Raw genomic sequence first — 18937 nt, forward strand, 5'->3', positions numbered from 1 at the left:
GTCGGCGCCAGCGGCATCGAGCAGGTCCCGATGCGCGACGCCGCCCGCGAAGCGCCGAAAGAGCAACGGCACGGATATCCGGTGGTCGAACCCTCCGACCCGGTGCCGGTGCGGGTCTGGATCCAGGCGCACCAGTCCGGCGATCACGAGTGCGACGGCCACGCCGTCGCGTGGGCGGGCACCCAGGTCCACGTCCGCTACATCGACCGCCACGGACGTGAAGGCTGGGCGTGGGTCTGGGCGAACGCCGTCACCCGCCGCTAACCGGCCGCGAACGATCGCCCCGCGTGGAGTCGACCTGCGTGGAGTCGACCTGCGTGGAGTCGACCTGGCTCGAGTCGTCTTGGGCGATCTTGGAGCGGGTCGCGGCGTACTGGCGTTGGATGTACGCCTCCAGCTCGCGCACCTCGATCCGCCAGATCCCGCGGCCACCGACCTGGATCGCCGGGATCTCCCCGCCGCGCACGAGCGCGTACCCCTGGCTAGAGGAGACGCCCAGCAGCTCGCACGCGCGGGCCAGGCTGATGAAACGAGGCGGCTCGATCGTCACGCACCCACGTTGGCACGTTCGCCGCCCACACGTTCGCAGTCGTCCACAACCTGCCGCGCCGGCTCCCGTCCATGTCCGGTGCGGCAGCACTCGCGGCCCCGGCACCGTGCCGCGGCGCAGCGCGCACACCCTCGGGGTGAGTGTTCAACCCCGGCATCTGGAGGCTGTGATGGCGAATTTCAACGACCCGGTGGAGGCGGCGAACGAGCTGGCGGACCAGGTCCGGGTGCTCGCGCACGCGACGCGCAGCTTCGAGGGCAAGGAAGGCGACATCTATTGGGTGCTCGGCAGCCTGTTGGCCGCGAACCGCCGGATGCAGCAGGTCGTGTCCCAGCTCGCCACCGCGCACACCCTCAACCGCGACCTCGCGCACGACGACGCCGGCGACGCCCGCGAGGGCCAGCTCGAGGCCCAGGAAGCGGCGATGGCGCTGCGTCACGCGGTGATCCACCTGGGCAAGGTCGACGACGACCTGGGCAGCGCCTCCCAGCATTCCGGTCGCATCGCCTGGTACACCAGGGACCAGATCGACCACCAACGCACCCCCGACCTCACCTCCGGCGCCGGGCCCGACGGGGACGTCCTCGATCTTGGCGCCCACCGGGACACCAGTGGCCCCGACCTCACCGCCTAGGCGAGCCACCCATGTCTGCCAGTGCCGCCCCCGCAACAGAGGCCGCCCGCGCGATTGGCGGGCACCGCGACCCGTCTCGCACCTTGGCGACGGAGGTCACGCCGTGATCGGCGCCCGAGCCCAGCTGCGCACGGCGGTCCTGATCGCCCCGAAAGGGGAACGGCGCCGGCTGCGCAAGGAACGCCAGCGGGCGGCGGCGCGCGTGCGCGCCGCCGAGGACGGCGCAGCCCGGGCCGCGGGTCAGGCGGCCGCCCGGGCCGAGCGCGCCGAGCGCCGCGCCACCGTCTACCTGCCGAAGGCGGGAGAGCCCGGCCCGGCGACGATGCGCTCACCTGGCCGGTTGCGCCTTCCCCGCCACCAAGACACATCCGCGACGTGGGCAGGTGCGTACCCGTTCCTGGCCGAGGGCGGGCTCGGCGCCGACGGCGTGTTCGTCGGCCAGGACCTGCACTCAGGCAGCTCGTTCGTGTACGACCCGTGGGTGCTGTACCAGCGGGGGCTGATCACCGCCCCGAACATGGTCCTGGCCGGGATCGTCGGGTCAGGCAAGTCCTCCCTGGCCAAGTCGCTGTACACGCGGTCCATCGCGTTCGGCCGGCGCGTCTACGTGCCCGGCGACCCCAAAGGTGAACACACCGCGGTCGCCGAAGCCGTCGGTGGGCGGGCCATCGCCCTCGGCCCCGGACTGGCGAACCGCCTCAACCCCCTCGACGAGGGCCACCGCCCCACCGGGCTCGACGACGCCCAGTGGTCGATCCAGGTCGCGGCGCGCCGCCGCGACCTCCTCGGCGCCCTCGCCGAGACGGTCCTCGACCGGCCGCTGACCCCGCTCGAGCACACCGCTATCGACGTGGCCTTGACGGACGCCGTCCGGTCGGCACCGGTGCCGATCCTGCCGATGGTCGTGGACCGCATTCTGGCGCCGACCACACGCGATGACCCGGGCCGGCGTCTAGTCGAGGACGGCCGCCTGGTCGGGCACGCGTTGCGCCGGCTGGTGGCCGGGGACCTGGCCGGCATGTTCGACGGGCCTTCGACGGTTCGGTTCGACCCGACGTTGCCGATGATGTCGCTGGACCTGTCCCGGGTAGCCCAGAACAGCGCCGCCTTGTCGGTGCTGATGACGTGCTCGTCGGCGTGGATGGAGTCCGCCCTGGCCGACCCGGGCGGTGGGCAACGGTGGGTCGTCTACGACGAGGCGTGGCGGCTCATGCAGCACCCGGCGTTGCTGCGCCGGATGGATGCGCACTGGCGCCTGGCCCGGCACTACGGCATCGCGAACGTGCTGATCTTCCACAAGCTCTCCGACCTGGACAACGTCGGCGACCAAGGCTCGGCGCTGCGGGCGATCGCGTCGTCGCTGCTCGCCAACGCCGAGACCCGGGTCATCTACCGCCAGGAGCCCGACCAGCTCGGACACACCGCCACCACTCTCGCCCTGAACCGCACCGAAGCTGCGCTCCTGCCCACCCTCGGCGACGGCCAAGGGCTGTGGCGCATTCGTGGCCGCAGCTTCGTCGTCCAAGCCCAGTTGCACCCCGACGAGGCGGCGCTGTTCGACACCGGTCGCCGCGCCCGGGGCGAGACATAGAAGCTCGCCGGCGCGGAAGTTCGCTGGCGGGGCACGCACACCTACCTGGCAGACACCCCGTTCGAGGAGGCTGCTATGCAGGACCAGACCACCAGCGACCGCGAGGCCAAGCTCGCCGCGGTCCACGACACGCTCACACGGTCCGTAGCAGCGCTCGTGTCCGGCGAGGACTGGCGTCGCGCGCTGGAGTTCGCGGCGAAGTTCCGGTCCCGCTCGTTCAGCAACACGCTGCTGATCTACGTCCAGCACTTCGAGGCGTACGAGCAGGGACGCGTCCCGGACCCGGTACCGACATTCGTCGCGGGGTACCGCCAATGGCAGTCCCTCGGCCACCAAGTCCGCCGGGGAGCCGGCGGGTACGCGATCCTCGCCCCGGTCGTGGCGCGCTTCGCCGCGACCGGCTGGGCGGACCCGCGCAGCGCATGGCGCCGGCTCGGACCCCGGGAGAAGTCCAGGCCCGGTGAGATCCTGCGCACCCAGCTGATCAGCACCAAGGTCGCCCACGTGTGGGACGCCTCCAGCACCGACGGCCCACCGATCCCGGCGCCGCCCGCCCCGCGGTTGCTCCGCGGCCGCGCACCCGACGGGCTCTGGGACGGTCTCGTCCGCCAGGTCATCGGCCTCGGGTTCGCCCTGCGCGTTGTGCCTGACGCGGGCGCCCTCGACGGCGCCAACGGCGTCACCAACTACCTGACCCGGACGGTGTCCATCCGCGCCGATGTCGACGACGCATCCAAGTGCCGCACCCTCGGCCACGAACTCGCCCACGTCCTGCTGCACGGGCCCGTCCTCACCGGCGCCGCGTCCCACCGCGGGATCGCGGAAGTCGAAGCCGAGAGCGTCGCGCTGATGCTCTTCGCCGCCCACCAGATGGACACCTCCCAGTACACCGTCCCCTACGTCTCGACGTGGGCAGCGACCGTGCCCGGCAAGGACCCAGTCGAGGTCGTCACTGCGACCGCCGACCGGGTCCGCAAGACCGCGTTGGCCATCCTCGACCGCATGGACACCCACCAGGTCGGAAACGGCGACCCGCCCGGACTGGACCGCGCACCGCACACCGCCCGCCCCTTCCTCCAGGTACCGGCCGCTGCGGTCCCCGGACCGGGACGCGAACCGGTCCCGGATCTCGACCTCGGACTGGTCGCCGAGCCCGACGGGGTGACGTTGTGACCCGAGCGCCGCAACCTGATCTGCCACGCGTGAGCATCCTGGCTAACGCGGACAACTCGCTCACCGTCGTGCTCGATGGTGAACGCCAAGAGCTGCCCGAGCAGTACGCCCGGGCGGGCACCGACCCATGGCGGCCAGCCCGGGACCTCGCGAACCTGCTCGAGCAGTCGGTGTTCGCCGAACTTGTCGACGCGACCGGTGACCGGTACACCCACGTGTTCGATCCCGACGCGTCGGTCGACGCACCGATCATCACCCACCCGGATGCGCCGGTCGCCGACGCTGGCACGGCGGCCGTGGCCGAGGCGGCGTTGCAGCTGCGACCACCGGCGTTCAGCATCACCGGAGACGGCTTCGCGCCCGGCGAGGACGTCTACATCGCCGTCGTGGTCGCCACCAGGACGGCGCGCTTGGACGGGGTGGCACAGCTCCCCCTGCCCGGGGCGCTGCTCAACCGGCTACCCGGAGTGCTGATCATGTTCGGGTTGGACTCCCAAACACTGATCGTGTCCGACCCCACCGCCGAGAGCGCCACTGCCGGTGGCGGGCGCGCCGCATGACCTCCTCCCGTGCGGGCGCAGCTGCTGGCCCGGTCAATGACGAGCTGGTCAACGTGGCCCTCACCCTCTTGGTCGCCTTCGCAGCACTGGCCGGGGTGCTCCGCGTGGCCGCCACGATCACGGCGTTCGTTGCGGGCACCGCGCGGCCCGCCGGTGGCCTCGAGGCGGGGGTGCGGGTGCTCGCCGGCCCCACTGACCCCGCGACCGCGCTCGGCGCGCCCGGCCTGAACGTCGTCGCGTACTGGAGTGTCGTCGCCCTCATGCTCGCCGCGCTGGGGGTCGGGGCCTGGTGTGGGTGGCGGCTCCTCGGGCGGCGGCAGACGGCATCGTCGCGCGACCCGCACCGCCTGGTCGGAACGGCGACGTCCCGCGACGTCACCGTGTCCGCCTCGCCGAAGTCCCTGCTCGCCCGCTCGAGCACCCTGCGCCCCTCGCTGACCGCGCCGATACCCGCCGACGTCGGGTACCTGCTCGGCACCGCCCACCGGCGCAGCGTCTGGTCCTCGGTCGAGGACTCCATGCTGCTGCTCGGACCGCCCCGCTCCGGCAAAGGTCTGCACGTGGTCATCAACGCGATCCTCGACGCGCCGGGCGCCGTCATCACGACCTCGACTCGACCCGACAACCTCGCCGCCACGATCACCGCCCGCCGCCGCCGCGGCCCGGTCGCCGTGTTCGACCCCCAACAGCTCGCCGAAGGGCTCCCCACCGGGCTGCGCTGGTCACCAGTGCGCGGCTGCGAGAACCCACTGACCGCGATGATCCGCGCCACCGGCCTGTCCTCAGCGACCGGCCTGTCCAGCGGCGGCGTCGAGTCCGGCGGGTTCTGGGAAGGTAAGACCCGCACCGCCCTCCAAGGGCTGCTGCACGCCGCCGCTCTCGGCGAGTGCAGCCCCCGACAGCTGTTCTCCTGGTCGCTGTCACCGTCGACAGCCGCCGACGCCGTCGCGATCCTCGCCTCCCACCCCGGCGCCGCCCCGGGGTGGTCCGAATCGCTCGACGCGATGATCCACTCCGACCCCCGCACCAGAGACTCCATCTGGATGGGCGTCTCCCTCGCCCTGTCGTGCCTGGCGGACCCACGCGTCATGGACGCCGTCACCCCACGGCCCGACGAGCAGTTCGACCCCACCGAGTTCCTCACCCACAACGGCACCCTGTACCTGCTCGCGACCGGCGCGGGCGCCGGCGCGTCCTGGCCGCTCGTCGCCGCGTTCATCGAAGACCTCGTCGAGACCGCCCGACACCTCGCCGCCGCCTCCACAGGCGCCCGCCTAGACCCTCCACTGCTGCTCGCCCTCGACGAGATCGGCAACCTCGCCCCTCTGCCGTCCCTGCCCGTGCTCATGGCTGAAGGCGGTGGCACCGGCATCACCACCATGACCGTGCTGCAGTCCCTGTCCCAGGCACGCGACAAGTGGGGCGACCACGCGGCCGGGGCGATCTGGGACGCGTCCATCGTCAAAGTCGTCCTCGGCGGCACGTCCGCCGCCCGCGACCTCCAAGACCTGTCCGCGCTCGTCGGCGAACGCGACGAACAGACCGACTCCGTCACCCGAGGCGACTACGGCTCCCGGTCCGTGCAGAGCTCCACCAGACGCGTCCCCGTCATGCCACCGGAAGTGATCCGCACCCTGCCGTTCGGCACCGCCCTGCTCCTGCTGCGCTCGGCACCCCCAGTGGTCACCGACCTGCGTCCCTGGACCCGGCGACCCGACGCCACCCGGCTCGCCGGCGAGCGCATCGCCGTCGAACGATCCCTACGACGATCAGCGTAAGAGCGCCACCCCCCTGCCCGCCCCCGCCCTGCCGCCTCGTCCTGCGCCGGGAGCCGGATGGCTGGGGGCCGTTGGCCGGCGGGCTGGGCGTCGGGGTGCGGCGGCACACCTACCACTCGAGAGCGGCTGCCGATAGGGCGCTGCGCCAGCAGCTGGAGGTTGCGATGTCCATCCCTACCCAGACGTGCGTGTCCGGGTTCATCGTGTCGATGGGCGCACTCGAGCAGACCGCCAAGGGCGTCCACTACGTGCGGGCCCGAGTCGGCGCCGTCGCGCCGGCCGGTGGCCAGATCGACCCGGGCCAGCCAGTCAGCAAGGTCTACTTCGACCTATACGTGTACGGCGACGCGGCCGAACGCGTGTCGCGCCGCTTCCGCAAGGGCGACGTGTTCCTCGCGTCCGGGCGGGTCGGTCACGTCCCGGCGACCGGGACCGTATTCGTCGCCGAGCGGATCGGCCACGACGCCAAGCGAACCACCTACCGGGTGGTGCGCACCCACCAACGCCGGCAACGCGCGCTGCACCGTCGCGAGGTCGACGAACAGGCCACCCCCAGCGCGCCGGGCTCGGCGACCGCGAGCATTCCCGCGCACGCCGGCGCGATCTGAGGGGCCTCGTGACGATGACCAGCGAAACCGGCTCCGGCCCTTGGCGTCACGCCACTGAACCCGACACCGAGACCAACCAGGTTCGGCCGAATCACGACGGGAGGCGAGAACCGGCGCGCGCGATTCGGCAACAGCCTGACCTTCAGCCGGCGAGGATCCAGGTCGTCAACTGGATCGACCTCACCCCCGACGCCGCCCGAGCCCACTGGCAGCGACTGGACCGGTGGGTGACGCAGCTGCGCCGGGACTACGGCCTCCCCCCGAACATCATCCCTCCGCTGTGGCATCGCCACTGGGAGCTGGTCTGGGAGCTGTCGGCACTGCACGCGTTCTGGCTCAACGCCTACGGCCCGGGCGCGCAGGCAACATCGCCGCTGATGTTCCAGCGCTACTTCGCCGAGTCCCGGACCCGGCTGCGCGACTGGGTGGCAACCTGCGGCACGAAGCTCGACACCGACCGCCCGACCCGGCAGACCGCATGGCCCGGCGAGGATCCGCACCTGACCGCGGCCGAGCGGCCCATCGTCGACCGTCAAGCGGACTTCGAGGCGTTCGTCGCTGCCGACGTCGCCCAACGCCGAGCCCGGACAGCTGCGGACGCGTTGACGCTCCTGATTCATCGGGGCGGCTTCGCCGCCGACGCCGCAGATGGTGCCTCATGACCGGCCCGAACGAGCGCGCGCTACGGGAGTTCGCCGACATGGTCGCGATGGAAGACAGCATGACCACCAGTGCATTGCGCCCCCACCGTTTGATGGCCGAGCACGTGTGGAAGGCGCTGCGAACGCTCGGGTTCGAGTCCGGGCGCGTCCTGGTCCACGGCGACGATCCGGCCTCATACCTCGGTCACCCCTACGCGAAGGGCCACGGCTTCGGCTCTTTGGTCGCGACCATCGGCCCGGCCGACGGCAGCGGATACCCGGTCCAGGCGGAGAAGTTCACCAACGCCGGCGAGAACTTCGATCTCGTGATCGCCGCCCTGCCGTTCAACGACGTGAAGTTCGCGCTCCCGTTCCATCAAGACCGGCGTCGAGTCATGCAGGAGGTGTTGACGTTTGTCTCACTCGACCTCACCAAGGCGGGCGGCATGACCGTCGTGCTCGCCTCCCACGACCTGCTCGACGCCCCGGACACCGAGGCCCGCCAAGTGATCGCCGACCAGGCCGATCTGGTCGGCGCGGTCCGCCTCCCAGGCGGCATCCAACGCAACGTCGCTGGCACCGACACCGCAACCGACCTGATCGTCCTGCATCGCGCGCCTCCAGGCCAGCGTCCCCGCAGGATCGAGTTCACCGACACCACACCGATCTTCATCGAGGGCCGGATACTACTGCTGAACACGTACTTCGACGAGCGACCGGACTATGTGCTCGGCCAGATCGACATCGATCCCCGCACGAGCGGGCCGAACGCAATGACCGTCACCGCTGACCCCCGCCAGTTCGAGGCCGACTTCGGCGCCGCCCTGGATGACATGGCAACCACATCGCGCCGTGAAGGCCTCGTCTACTCGGCACGCACGCGGAGCGGAGTCCTCGACATTCCAGGCTCGGAGCAGTTGAATGCGGGCGGCGCGAACCGGGCCCGACCGCTGGCGAGGGATCGGGAGTCCGAGACTCGTGAGAGCGAACCTGTCGTCGACGAGAACCCCGAACGACCAGAGCTCGGGCTGTGGTGAGCAATCGTGAGCACGGTCCACGCAGCCCGGTCGAGGCGCCGCGACTCGGCGACCGCGCCGGCCGCTCGGGGCGCGAACAGATCGAGGCCAGGTCGAGTCGGCGGTCGATCTACAGATTCGGCCGCATCCCCCCGCGTCGAGCCGGGCTGCTGACCTCCGCATCAACCTTCCCCTTCAGCTTCGTCGATCGTGTCGAGCAGATCGTCCTCTTCGTCCGAGACTCGTCCTGCAAGCAACGTGCCGTCAGGATCGACGGGCCGCAGGGACCGGTCCAGCATGATGGCCGGGGTCTGGTCGATGAATGCGTCGGGCTGGATGTAATGCTTCTCGGTGATGACTGTGGAGGTGTGCCCGAGGTACGTCGCAGCGGCGTCCACACCGATTCCGCGGGCGAGGATCGTGGCGCCGGTGCGCCGGTACCAGCGTGGGGTGATGCCAAGACCCTCCAGACCTGCGTCCTTGACCACCTCACGGAACGTACGACGAAGGTTGTGCAGGGTAAGGACCTTGCCGTACCGGTTGTGGAAGATCGTGACCTCTGACTGGTCGGGCGTCAGCTGTGCGAGCCGCTCACGGATCACCCGGGCTGCGAACTCCGGCACCGGGATGCGCCGGTTCGATGCGTCGGTCTTGGGGTGATCCTGGCGGTGGCACCCAGTCTTCTTGCGTTCGACGACGGTGCCCTGGATGTGGGCGACCATCCCCTGCCGAGTCTCGGTGATGTCGACCGGGCGCAGAGCGAGCACCTCCCCCGGCCGCATCGAGGTCCCCAGGAGGACCTCGCAAACATCTCGGACCGTCCCGTCCGGTCGAGGTCCCAGCACACCGGGACCCGTGCGCCACGCGGCGACGGCGGCGCGGATCTGCTGCACCTGCACCAAGGTCATCGCCTGCACCACATGCTTAGGCCGGATCAGATCCGAGGTCCCCTCCAGCGGATTGCGAGGGATCGCGTCGTGACGCAGTGCGAACGCGAACATCATGCTCAGCAGCGTCTTGGAGTGCTTAGCTCGCGAGTAGGAGACCGCGAGCTCGCTCTTGAGGAAGACCTCGACCCTGCCGGTGGAAAGTTCGCCGAGGGTGTAGCTGGCGAAGAACGGCAACACGTGCAGGCGAAGGTCGTCGCGGTAGTTCTCCTTGGTCCCCTCCGAGATGTCGCGGACCTCAAGGTCTTCGAGCCACAGCTGGGCCAGATCTCCGAACGGGCTGGACAGGCTCAGTAGCCCGCCGCCGCCGTACCCGACGCGCGAAGCCAGGCGGTCCTTGATCGAGGACTGCACCGCCCGCATCGACCTCGCGGTGGCGCGGACCTTGCGCAGCCGGCCATCCAGGTCCCGGTAGCGGGTCTCCGCCCGGTACCTGCCCCCTAGGTCGACGATCCGGATCTCACCGAACGTCCCGATGGAGGTGCGCGGCCGCCCGCTCACGGTCGGCTCCGGTCATGCCTGCGAGCGTCGTCGGCCTCCATCCGGGCGAGCCAGGCCTCGATCTCGACCACCCGAAACATCAGCCTGGGTCCGACGCGGAACCCGCGTGGGCCGCGGCCCTTGGTCCGCAGGTCGTACAGCGTCTGCGCGCTGACGTGGAGCCTCTCGGCGAGCTCCGGCAACGAGAGCACCTCTAAGGTGCGCGGCGCACTGTCCTGTATGTCCATGAAACTCAGGTGTGCGGCCCGCGCCGAGGGTCCTCGAGACGCGCCGAGATCGGGCCGCTCCAGGTCGAGTGACGACGCCAAAGTGCCCAATAAATGCCCACAGGCCATGTCCTTGCTCCTCTTCAGGAGCCCAGACATGGCCTGTGACCTGCGACTACGGGTGGAGCTGAGGGGATTCGAACCCCTGACCCCCTGCATGCCATGCAGGTGCGCTACCAGCTGCGCCACAGCCCCGCTTCACCCTTGCGGGCCTCGTGAAGTCTAGGCTACGAATGCCCGAGATCACGAATCGAGCCGCCACGACCCGAGAAACCAGCCTACGTGAGGTCCGTGCCCGCGTTCCACTGCTCGATGGAGGTCGACGGTCCGAGGTCGTGCCCGAACAGGCGCCAGCCGGGGCTCACCTTCTCGGTGTTGCGGCGCAGCTCCGTCCAGTGCGCGTTCGTCAGGCCGGCGATCCCCCGCCAGCCCACGGTGTCGAGGCCGAGCAGCGCGGTGATCGCCAGCGTGATGGCGGCGCCGTGCGAGACGACCACGAGCGCGTCGTCGGCCTCCAGCCGGTCGGCGTGCTCGGTGATGGCCTCGACCATGCGGCTCGCGACGGCGGCGCGAGTCTCCGCGCCAACGTTCTCGGGCTCGCCGCCGGCGCGCCAGACGGCGAACTCGTCGGCCCAGCGGGCCGAGATCTCGTCGCCCGTCAGGCCCTCCCACAGGCCGAAGCTCCGCTCGCGCAGCCGTGGGTCGACGACGAGCGGCTGATCGGTGATCTCTGCCAGGAAGCCAGCGGTCGCGACGGCGCGGCTCAGGTCGGACACGACGATCGCGCCCGGCTTGGTGGTCGCGACGAGCGCGGCCGCCGCGGTGCGCGCCTGCCGGGCCCCGATGTCGTCGAGCGGGATGTCGACCTGGCCCTGCAGGCGCAGCGTCGCGTTGTGCGCGGTGCGGCCGTGCCGCCAGAGCAGCAGGGTGCCTGCGCTCACGCGGTGAGCTCCGCGGTACCGCTGCCGCCCCGGGCGTCGTCGGGCAGGTCGATGAGCGGGCAATCCTTCCAGAGGCGCTCGAGCGCGTAGTAGACGCGGTCCTCCGCGTGCTGGACGTGGACGACGATGTCGCCGAAGTCGATGAGGACCCAGCGGCCGGCTGCCTTGCCCTCGCGCCGGATCGGCTTGGCGCCCAGCTTGTGCAGCGACTCCTCGACGGCGTCGACGATGGCGCCGACCTGGCGCTCGTTGGTGCCCGACGCGATCAGGAACACGTCGGTGAGCACGAGGTGCTCGCTGACGTCGAGCGCGATGATTTCCTCGGCCTTGAGGGTCGAGGCGGCACGGGCCGCGGCGATCGCAAGCTCGACGGCGCGGGGGGTGGCGGTCATGGTTCTCCTAGGTGGGACGACGAAAGCGCCGACGACGACGCGGTGGGAGCCGGCGCGAAGGCAGCGGCAGCAGTTGGCTCGGGTGAGCCCCTGAGGATGAGGAGCCACACCAGGAAGCCGAGCACGAACGCGACGAGCGCGAGGGTGAGCATCTGCAGCACGGTGTAGGCGGGGCGCCGGGGGCGCCGGGCGGGGGCGGCGTCGGCGACGGCTGGCTTGCTGGTCTCGGCGGCCGGCACGTCGTCCGCGGCGGGCTCGGGCTCGGGCCGCGTGACGGCGTCGAACGAGCCGGGTGGAACGTTGCCCCAGCGCGGGACGAGCGGCGCGCCCGCCCCGGTGTCGGCGGCCGCCGCGGGGGTCGTCGCCGACGCGCCGTCGGTGGTCTCCACGGCCGCCAGCGGGCTCCACAGCGCCTGGCTGCCCGGCGCGGCCGACGTCGGGGACAGCGGGGCGGGAGCGGCCGGCACAGCGGCGGCTCCACCGACCCGACCCTGCGGCCCCGTGGCAGGGCGGCGCGGGGCGACCGGCGGGTAGCCGCGGCCCGGGGACTGCGCCAGCGGCGCCGGGCGGCTCGAGGTCGGCTCGGCGGCGGGAGCGACCGCCCTGATGGTGCCCGTCGTCGTCGGGGGGTGCACGACGGGTGCCTGGGCCTGGTCCTGCACCGGGGCGGCGGCGTTGCGCATGGCGCGCCGGGACAGGGCGGTCGGCACGCGCGGCGCCGGCGAGGCGGGCTCCGTGGGTGCGGCGATGTCCGGCCGGTCGACGGCGGAGGCCTGGGTCGGGCGCGCGGGCGCGGGCCGGGCGGTCACGGGCGGGGTGGGTCGCGGCGGGACCCACGTCCGCGTCGCCGTGGCCGGCGGCGTCCCCGTGGTCGACGGCGGATCCGTGTCCGGGGCGAGCCGCGGCGTGGGAGCAGCGGGCGTCGCTGCAGGGCGCACCGATGCGACGGGCGCCTTCGCGGCCGGCGCCTTCGCAGCAGGCGTCGCCGCGGCGGGCGCCTTCGCAGCAGGCGTCTTCGCAGCAGGCGTCGCCGCAGCAGGAGTCTTCGCAGCAGGCGCCGCCGCCGGCGGCGTGACGGCAGGCCCGGGCGCGGCGGGGGCAGCGGCCTCCGGGGCAACCTCCGAGGCACGCTCGAGCTCGCGCCTGGCGCGCCGCGACAGGGGCGCGGTGACTGGCGCGTCGGCGACTGGCTGCCCGGGGGTAATTTGCTCGATCGCGGCGTGCTGCGTGGCGAGCTCGCGCGCGCGCTCGAGCTCGCGGCGTCGGCGGCGCTCGCCGGGTTCGTTACTCATCGTCCTGACCTCGATATAGACCGTGCTTGGCGATGTACTGCACGACTCCGTCCGGAACCAGGTACCACGCCGGCTTCCCGGCCCGGACCCGTGCCCGGATGTCGGTTGACGAGATGGCAAGCGCGGGCACCTCGAGCACCTGGACCCGATCGGGCGGGAGCCCCGCGACCGAGAGCTGGTGCCCCGGCCGGGTGACCGCGACGAACTGCGCCATCGTGAAGAGCTCCTGGGCATCCTTCCAGCGCAGGATCTGCTCGATCGCGTCGGCGCCGGAGATGAAGAACAGGTCCGCGCCGGCGCGCTCCGCGGACAGGTCCCGCAGCGTGTCGACCGTGTACGTCAGCCCGGGCCGGTCGAGGTCGACCCGGCTGACGGTGAAGCGAGGGTTCGACGCCGTCGCGATCACGGTCATCAGGTACCGGTGCTCGGCGGGCGAGACGACCTGATCCTGCTTGAACGAGGACCTCCCGGTCGGGGCGAAGACGACCTCGTCCAGGTCGAACCGGGCGGCTGCCTCGCTCGCGGCGACCAGGTGACCGTGGTGAACGGGATCGAACGTGCCCCCCATCACCCCGATGCGAGGTCGCCGGTGCGTCATGGGTGCAGCCCGCCCGAGGTCGCTAGTGACGGGTCCCGACACTACGGAACGCGTACGTCACCAGCAGCAGCGCGACCAGTCCCCCGAAGCCGAGGACCCCGAACACGGCCGGCTCGAACGGCAGCTCGTGGGCTCCCGCGGCGGCTTCCTCGGCCAATCGAAGCGCAGCATGCACGTGGTCCTCCTGGGGGTCCGAACGCCGTGCGCCGACCCGCGCACGAAAGCACTAGTGTCGCATGCCACCCGCAGCCGGGGCACCCAGCACGCCGCGCTCAGGCGCGGATCTGGCCCTCGCCCTGGACGATCCACTTCGTCGTGGTGAGCTCGCCGAGCCCCATGGGCCCGCGCGCGTGCAACTTCTGGGTCGAGATGCCGATCTCGGCGCCCAGCCCGAACTGGCCCCCGTCCGTGAACCGCGTCGAGGCGTTGACCATGACGACGGCGGAGTCCAGCTCGGCCACGAACCGCTCGGACGACGCGAGGTCGCTCGTGACGATGGATTCGGTGTGCCCGGACGTCCAGCGCCGGATGTGCTCGATCGCCGCGTCGAGGTCCTCGACGACGCCGACGGCGAGCTCGAGCGCCAGGTACTCGCGGGCCCAGTCGTCATCGGTCGCGGGGACGACCTGCACCCCTGCCGGGGCAAGCTCGGCGGTCCGGGCATCCCCGTGCACGAGGACGCCGGCGGCGGCGAGGGCGGTGAGCGCGCCGGGCAGGAACGCGGCGGCGGCGTCGGCGTGCACGAGCAGTGTCTCGGCCGCGTTGCAGACTCCCGTCCGCTGCGTCTTCGAGTTCAGCAGGATCGGCAGCGCCATCGCAGGATCGGCGCTCGCGTCGACGTACACGTGGCAGTTGCCAGTCCCGGTCTCGACGACGGGCACGGTCGACTCCCGCACGACGGTCCGGATGAGGTCGGCCCCGCCGCGGGGCACGAGCAGGTCGACGAGCCCGCGCGCGTGCATGAGCGCGACCGCTCCCCCGCGGCCGTACGCGTCGATGGACGCGATCGCGTCGCCCGGCAGGCCCTGCGCGACGAGCGCGCGCGAAAGCACGCCGACGATCACCTCGTTGGACCGGGCCGCGGCCGACCCGCCACGCAGGATCACGGCATTGCCGCTCTTGAGCGCGAGGCCCGCCGCGTCGACGGTGACGTTCGGCCGCGCCTCGTAGATCATGCCGACGACCCCCATCGGCACGCGCACCTGGCGCAGCCGCAGCCCGTTCGGCAGCGTCGAGCCGCGCACGACCTCACCCACCGGGTCAGGCAGCGCCGCGAGCTCCCGGAGCGCGGCCGCGATGGCCTCGATCCGCTCCGGGGTGAGCGCGAGCCGGTCCAGCAGGCCGGCCGACGTGCCCTGCGCCCGGCCACGCTCGAGGTCCTCGGCATTGGCCGCGACGATCTCCGGCGTCGCCGCGACGAGCGCGTCGGCGAGCGCGCGCAACGCCGCGTCCTTGGTGGCGCGCGTGGCGGTCGCGAGCGCGCGCGAGGCGACCTTCGCGCGCCGCGCGACGCCGAGGACGGCGTCAGCGACGTCCTCGGACACGACGCCGACGACGCCCTCGGGCACAGCGTCGACGACGCCCTCAGGCACAGCGCCGACGACGCCCTCAGACACGGCGGCCGGGGTCGGACGAGAGCTGATCGCAGTCATGCGCCAAGCGTAGCCGGGCGACCCCGGTCGAGGTCGAGCCCGTAGACGTACAGCGGCCGCCCGTCCGGCAGCAGCACGGTCTCGCGCGCGGGTAGCCGGGCGAAGCCGAGCCGCTCGTACAGGCGGTGCGCCGGCAGCATGTCGGGGCCGGAGTTCAGCACGACGCGGTCGAGGCCGCGCCAGCGCGCGACCGCGATGACGTGCCGCGTCAGCAGCTCACCGATCCCGCGGCCGCGCGCCGCCGGGTCGACAGCCAGCAGGCGGAAGTCGAGCTCGCCCGGGCGCCCGAGCGGCGAGAGGTTCGCGCCGGGGCGCGGCGTCGTGACGGTCCCGAGCAGCTCCCCGGTCGCCCGGTCCTGCGCGACCCAGACCTCGTGCTCGCGGGCCCGCGGGCCGACGTCGGCGATCGACGCGACGTAGTCCGCCGGCAGCACGTACTCGCTCGTGTAGGCGGTCACGGACAGCGCGGCGACCCGATCGATCTCGTCGGCGCGCGCGAGCCTGATCGCGACGCCGTCGCGGCGGCGCAGGTCGAACCGGAAGACGGCGAGCACGCCGACGCCGGGCACCGCGGTCGTCTCGCGGTCGGGCCGGCGGTCGAACCCGAGCCGGTGGTACAGGCGCTGGGCCGTGAGGTTCGCGGGCCCCGTGTCGACGACCAGGGCGCTGGCGCCCCAGCCGCGCGCGCGGTCGATCGCCCCGCGCATGAGCGTGGCCGCGACGCCGCGACCGCGGGCCGGGGCAGCCACCGCGAGGAGCCGGAGCTCGGCCTCGTCCGCGAGGGCGGTCCGGGCGTAGCCCGTCCCGGCCCGCAGCAGGCTCGCGGTGCCGACGAGGTCGCCCGTCACGGCGTCTGCCGCGACCAGCAGGTCGCCGGTGGCGGCGCGACCGGCGGCGTCCGACAGCAGCGCGAGCCGCGCCGGATCCGTGGCCGGCCCGTACGGCCCGGCCGCGAACGCGGCGACCGTGAGCGCGCCGACCTCGCGATACTCCCCTGGTTGCGCCGACCGGACCGTGAGCGCCGCGCTCACTGGTGGGTCCGGCGCACGAGGACGAGGTCGTCGCGGTGCACGACCTCCCGGTCGTAGCCCGGCCCGTGCTCGGCGCGCAGCGACGAGGTCGACCGGCCGAGCAGCGCGGGGAGCTCGGCGGAGTCGAACGAGACGATGCCGCGTGCGACGACGAGCCCGGCGGTGCTGACCAGCTCGACCGGGTCGCCCGCGACGAAGTCGCCCTCGACCGCCGTGACGCCGGCCGGCAGCAGGGAGGCGCGCCCGCCGCGGACGGCGACGACCGCGCCGTCGTCGAGCACGAGGCGGCCGTTCGTGTGCGCGGCGTACGCGAGCCACAGCAGCCGCGTGGAGCGCTTGCGGCCCGTCGCGGCGAACCACGTCCCGACCTCCTGGCCCGCGAGGGCCTGCGCGGCGAGGGTCGCCGACGTGAGCACGACCGGGATGCCCGAGCCCGTCGCGATGGCGACCGCGGCCAGCTTCGTGACCATCCCGCCGGTGCCGACGCCGCTGCCGCGCGCGGTGACCTCGACGCCCTCGAGCTCGCCGGGATCGGTGACCGAGGCGATCCGGTGGGCGCCGGCCCGCGAGGGCGGCGCGTCGTAGAGGGCGTCGACGTCGGTGAGCAGCACCATCGCGTCGGCGTGCACGAGGTGGGACACGAGGGCCGCGAGCCGGTCGTTGTCCCCGAACCGGATCTCGTCCGTCGCGACGGTGTCGTTCTCGTTCACGATCGGCACCACGCCGAGGTCGAGCAGCCGCGTCAACGCGCGCCGCGCGTTGCGGTAGTGCACCCGCCGGATCGTGTCCTCGGCGGTGAGCAGCACCTGGCCGACGCGCAGGCCGTGCGCGGCGAAGGCCTCCGTGTAGTGCGCGACGAGCAGGCCCTGGCCGACGGACGCGGCCGCCTGCGCAGTCGCGAGGTCGCGGGGGCGGGCGCCGAGGCCGAGCGGGCCGATCCCGGCCGCGATCGCCCCCGAGGACACGAGCACGACCTGTCCACCCGCGGCGCGGCGCGCCGCGAGCACGTCCACCAGCGCGCCCAGCGCGGCGGTGTCGAGCCGGCCGTCCTCGCCCGTGAGCGAGGACGAGCCGACCTTGACGACGATGCGGGGCGCGCGCGGCAGCAGCGCCCGGTCGCTGAGCGCCGCGGCGCTCACGAGCCCTGCGGCGTTCCCGTCGCGTCCGGGCTCGCGGCCGGGCCCTTGTCCGCGCGCGGGGCGCCCGCTGCGGGCGCGCCGTCGGGGTCGTCGTCCGTCCACACGCCGGCGGTGCGCTCGGTCCAGAGCTCGGCCCGAGCCTCCGCCTTGGCGTCCATCCGGTCCTTGTACTCCTTGCGCTTGTCCACGCGCGTCGGGCGCGAGTGGTTCTCCAGGCGCAGGTCGGTGCCGCGCGGCCCACCGAGCAGCTCGGAGCCCGTCAGCATCGTGGGCTCCCAGTCGAAGATGACCGCGTTGTCCCCCGCGCCGATGACGACCTCGTCGCCCGCGACCGCGCCCTTGGCGAACAACGCCTCCTCGACGCCCATCCGGGCGAGCCGGTCGGCGAGGTAGCCGACGGCCTCGTCGTTGGAGAACTGCGTCTGGCGGACCCAACGCTCGGGCTTGGTGCCGAGGATCTGGAAGTAGAGCTTGCCCGACGCCTCCTGGCGCGTGACCGTGAACCCCGCGTCGTCGACCGCCTTGGGCCGCAGCACGGTGCGGGTCGGGGGCGCCTCGACGGTCTCGCGCCGGAACCGCTCGACCAGCTGCGCGAGCGCGAAGGTGAGCGGCCGCAGGCCCTCGTGGCTCACGGCCGAGATCTCGAAGACCTCGAGCCCACGCGCCTCGAGGTCCGGGCGCACGAGGTCCGCGAGCTCGCGGGCGTCGGGCACGTCGATCTTGTTGAGCACGACCATGCGCAGCCGCTCGGTGAGCGGCACGCGCCCACCCTCGATGCCGACGTCGCCGCCGTACTTCGCGAGCTCCGCCTCGATCTGATCGAGGTCGCTCAGCGGGTCGCGGTCGGGCTCGAGCGTCGCGCAGTCGATCACGTGCACGAGCACGGAGCACCGCTCGATGTGCCGCAGGAACTCGAGGCCGAGGCCCTTGCCCTCGCTCGCGCCCGGGATCAGGCCCGGCACGTCGGCGACGGTGAAGCGCGACGCACCCGCCTGCACCACGCCGAGGTTCGGGATGAGGGTCGTGAACGGGTAGTCCGCGATCTTGGGGCGCGCGGCCGAGATGGCGGCGATGAGGCTCGACTTGCCGGCGCTCGGGAACCCGATGAGCGCGACGTCGGCGATCGTCTTGAGCTCGAGGACGACGTCGCACTCCTCGCCGGGCTCGCCGAGCAGCGCGAAGCCGGGCGCGATCCGCCGCGGCGACGCGAGCGAGAAGTTGCCGAGCCCGCCGTGCCCGCCGGGCGCGACGACGTACTGGGTGCCGACGCCGACGAGGTCGGCCAGCACGTGACCGTCCTTGGTCTTGACGACCGTGCCGTCGGGCACACCGAGGACGAGGTCGGCGCCCGAGGCGCCCTGGCGCCAGTTGCCCATGCCCTGGCTGCCGCTCGTGGCGTGCCAGTGCGGCGAGTGGTGGAACTCAAGCAGCGTCGTGACCTGCGGGTCGACCTCGACGATGACCGAACCACCGCGGCCACCCGTGCCGCCGTCCGGGCCGGCGAGCGGCTTGAACTTCTCCCGGTGGATCGAGGCACAGCCGTTTCCGCCGTCACCCCCGCTGGCATGCAGCACGACCCGGTCGACGAATGTCGCCACGGCTGGACCCTCCTTGCTCATTGCTGCTC

General features: G+C 72.6%; 21 protein-coding genes and 1 tRNA gene. 9 read left to right on the top strand and 13 right to left on the bottom strand.

Annotated elements, in window-relative coordinates; all coding sequences use genetic code 11:
* Window positions 1-81 precede the first annotated feature (81 nt).
* Window positions 82-264, top strand: coding sequence for a hypothetical protein (locus tag J4E96_RS14895; protein ID WP_227422863.1), 183 nt, complete (start codon window positions 82-84; stop codon window positions 262-264).
* Here the strand turns inward: J4E96_RS14895 and J4E96_RS14900 are convergent.
* Window positions 251-550, bottom strand: a complete 300-nt coding sequence (locus J4E96_RS14900) for a helix-turn-helix transcriptional regulator (RefSeq protein ID WP_319637691.1) — start codon at window positions 548-550, stop codon at window positions 251-253. The genes J4E96_RS14895 and J4E96_RS14900 overlap by 14 nt on opposite strands.
* 169 nt (window positions 551-719) lie before the next feature.
* On the opposite strand from J4E96_RS14900, the gene J4E96_RS14905 reads away from it, so the two are divergent.
* The 8 genes from J4E96_RS14905 (at window position 720) to J4E96_RS14940 (ending at window position 8572) form a co-directional block, all read left to right on the top strand.
* A complete protein-coding gene (locus J4E96_RS14905) occupies window positions 720-1184 on the top strand; it encodes a hypothetical protein (RefSeq protein ID WP_227422864.1) in 465 nt (154 codons plus the stop codon).
* 103 nt (window positions 1185-1287) lie between these two features.
* The gene (locus J4E96_RS14910; RefSeq protein WP_227422865.1) at window positions 1288-2775 is read left to right on the top strand and encodes an ATP-binding protein; all 1488 of its coding nucleotides are present in this window, start codon (window positions 1288-1290) and stop codon (window positions 2773-2775) included.
* A gap of 75 nt (window positions 2776-2850) precedes the next feature.
* Entirely contained in the window at window positions 2851-3948 is a 1098-nt protein-coding gene (locus tag J4E96_RS14915) for an ArdC-like ssDNA-binding domain-containing protein (RefSeq protein WP_227422866.1), read from the top strand.
* Window positions 3949-3977: 29 nt separating this feature from the next.
* Window positions 3978-4508: a hypothetical protein gene (locus J4E96_RS14920; RefSeq protein ID WP_227422867.1), complete on the top strand. Its 531-nt coding sequence runs from the start codon at window positions 3978-3980 to the stop codon at window positions 4506-4508.
* Window positions 4505-6286: a type IV secretory system conjugative DNA transfer family protein gene (locus J4E96_RS14925; RefSeq protein WP_227422868.1), complete on the top strand. Its 1782-nt coding sequence runs from the start codon at window positions 4505-4507 to the stop codon at window positions 6284-6286. Before J4E96_RS14920 ends, J4E96_RS14925 begins: the two co-directional genes overlap by 4 nt.
* 164 nt (window positions 6287-6450) lie before the next feature.
* Window positions 6451-6894, top strand: a complete 444-nt coding sequence (locus J4E96_RS14930) for a single stranded DNA-binding domain-containing protein (RefSeq protein WP_227422869.1) — start codon at window positions 6451-6453, stop codon at window positions 6892-6894.
* 14 nt (window positions 6895-6908) lie between these two features.
* Complete coding sequence (locus tag J4E96_RS14935; protein WP_227425778.1) at window positions 6909-7556, top strand: hypothetical protein; 648 nt, start codon at window positions 6909-6911, stop codon at window positions 7554-7556.
* Window positions 7553-8572 (top strand): hypothetical protein, encoded by a 1020-nt coding sequence (locus J4E96_RS14940; RefSeq protein WP_227422870.1) that lies wholly within the window; start codon window positions 7553-7555, stop codon window positions 8570-8572. The genes J4E96_RS14935 and J4E96_RS14940 overlap by 4 nt, the downstream gene beginning before the upstream one ends.
* Before the next feature lie 161 nt (window positions 8573-8733).
* Here J4E96_RS14940 and J4E96_RS14945 read toward each other — a convergent pair whose 3' ends face one another.
* The 12 genes from J4E96_RS14945 to obgE form a co-directional block, all read right to left on the bottom strand.
* Window positions 8734-9999 (bottom strand): tyrosine-type recombinase/integrase, encoded by a 1266-nt coding sequence (locus tag J4E96_RS14945; RefSeq protein ID WP_227422871.1) that lies wholly within the window; start codon window positions 9997-9999, stop codon window positions 8734-8736.
* Window positions 9996-10364 (bottom strand): helix-turn-helix transcriptional regulator, encoded by a 369-nt coding sequence (locus J4E96_RS14950; protein ID WP_227422872.1) that lies wholly within the window; start codon window positions 10362-10364, stop codon window positions 9996-9998. The genes J4E96_RS14945 and J4E96_RS14950 overlap by 4 nt, the downstream gene beginning before the upstream one ends.
* 23 nt (window positions 10365-10387) lie before the next feature.
* Window positions 10388-10460: transfer RNA gene (locus J4E96_RS14955), tRNA-Ala, on the bottom strand.
* Window positions 10461-10543: 83 nt separating this feature from the next.
* The gene (locus J4E96_RS14960) at window positions 10544-11206 is read right to left on the bottom strand and encodes a histidine phosphatase family protein (protein ID WP_227422873.1); all 663 of its coding nucleotides are present in this window, start codon (window positions 11204-11206) and stop codon (window positions 10544-10546) included.
* Window positions 11203-11598 carry a ribosome silencing factor gene (gene rsfS / locus J4E96_RS14965; RefSeq protein ID WP_227422874.1) on the bottom strand — a complete coding sequence of 132 codons (396 nt, stop codon included), beginning with the start codon at window positions 11596-11598 and terminating at the stop codon, window positions 11203-11205. Before rsfS ends, J4E96_RS14960 begins: the two co-directional genes overlap by 4 nt.
* Window positions 11595-12890: a hypothetical protein gene (locus tag J4E96_RS14970; RefSeq protein ID WP_227422875.1), complete on the bottom strand. Its 1296-nt coding sequence runs from the start codon at window positions 12888-12890 to the stop codon at window positions 11595-11597. Before J4E96_RS14970 ends, rsfS begins: the two co-directional genes overlap by 4 nt.
* Window positions 12883-13488, bottom strand: coding sequence for a nicotinate-nucleotide adenylyltransferase (gene nadD, locus J4E96_RS14975; RefSeq protein ID WP_227422876.1), 606 nt, complete (start codon window positions 13486-13488; stop codon window positions 12883-12885). The genes J4E96_RS14970 and nadD overlap by 8 nt, the downstream gene beginning before the upstream one ends.
* A gap of 22 nt (window positions 13489-13510) precedes the next feature.
* A complete protein-coding gene (locus J4E96_RS14980; protein ID WP_227422877.1) occupies window positions 13511-13663 on the bottom strand; it encodes a hypothetical protein in 153 nt (50 codons plus the stop codon).
* 97 nt (window positions 13664-13760) lie between these two features.
* A complete protein-coding gene (locus J4E96_RS14985) occupies window positions 13761-15140 on the bottom strand; it encodes a glutamate-5-semialdehyde dehydrogenase (RefSeq protein ID WP_227422878.1) in 1380 nt (459 codons plus the stop codon).
* Window positions 15137-16171 (bottom strand): GNAT family N-acetyltransferase, encoded by a 1035-nt coding sequence (locus tag J4E96_RS14990; protein ID WP_227422879.1) that lies wholly within the window; start codon window positions 16169-16171, stop codon window positions 15137-15139. Before J4E96_RS14990 ends, J4E96_RS14985 begins: the two co-directional genes overlap by 4 nt.
* Window positions 16168-17310, bottom strand: coding sequence for a glutamate 5-kinase (gene proB / locus J4E96_RS14995; RefSeq protein ID WP_227422880.1), 1143 nt, complete (start codon window positions 17308-17310; stop codon window positions 16168-16170). The genes J4E96_RS14990 and proB overlap by 4 nt, the downstream gene beginning before the upstream one ends.
* On the bottom strand, window positions 17307-18908 hold the full coding sequence (obgE, locus tag J4E96_RS15000; RefSeq protein ID WP_227422881.1) for a GTPase ObgE: 1602 nt from the start codon (window positions 18906-18908) through the stop codon (window positions 17307-17309). The genes proB and obgE overlap by 4 nt, the downstream gene beginning before the upstream one ends.
* Window positions 18909-18937 lie beyond the last annotated feature (29 nt).

The organism is Pengzhenrongella sicca (assembly GCF_017569225.1).
GTDB classification, from domain to species: Bacteria; Actinomycetota; Actinomycetes; order Actinomycetales; family Cellulomonadaceae; genus Pengzhenrongella; species Pengzhenrongella sicca.

Coding starts and splice junctions, on each gene's coding strand:
- J4E96_RS14940 (WP_227422870.1), top strand. CDS start 7,553: ATGACCGGCCCGAACGAGCGCGCGCTACGGGAGTTCGCCGACATGGTC.
- rsfS (WP_227422874.1), bottom strand. CDS start 11,598: ATGACCGCCACCCCCCGCGCCGTCGAGCTTGCGATCGCCGCGGCCCGT.
- J4E96_RS14970 (WP_227422875.1), bottom strand. CDS start 12,890: ATGAGTAACGAACCCGGCGAGCGCCGCCGACGCCGCGAGCTCGAGCGC.
- J4E96_RS14930 (WP_227422869.1), top strand. CDS start 6,451: ATGTCCATCCCTACCCAGACGTGCGTGTCCGGGTTCATCGTGTCGATG.
- nadD (WP_227422876.1), bottom strand. CDS start 13,488: ATGACGCACCGGCGACCTCGCATCGGGGTGATGGGGGGCACGTTCGAT.
- J4E96_RS14905 (WP_227422864.1), top strand. CDS start 720: ATGGCGAATTTCAACGACCCGGTGGAGGCGGCGAACGAGCTGGCGGAC.
- J4E96_RS14985 (WP_227422878.1), bottom strand. CDS start 15,140: ATGACTGCGATCAGCTCTCGTCCGACCCCGGCCGCCGTGTCTGAGGGC.
- J4E96_RS14950 (WP_227422872.1), bottom strand. CDS start 10,364: ATGTCTGGGCTCCTGAAGAGGAGCAAGGACATGGCCTGTGGGCATTTA.
- J4E96_RS14935 (WP_227425778.1), top strand. CDS start 6,909: ATGACCAGCGAAACCGGCTCCGGCCCTTGGCGTCACGCCACTGAACCC.
- J4E96_RS14915 (WP_227422866.1), top strand. CDS start 2,851: ATGCAGGACCAGACCACCAGCGACCGCGAGGCCAAGCTCGCCGCGGTC.
- J4E96_RS14925 (WP_227422868.1), top strand. CDS start 4,505: ATGACCTCCTCCCGTGCGGGCGCAGCTGCTGGCCCGGTCAATGACGAG.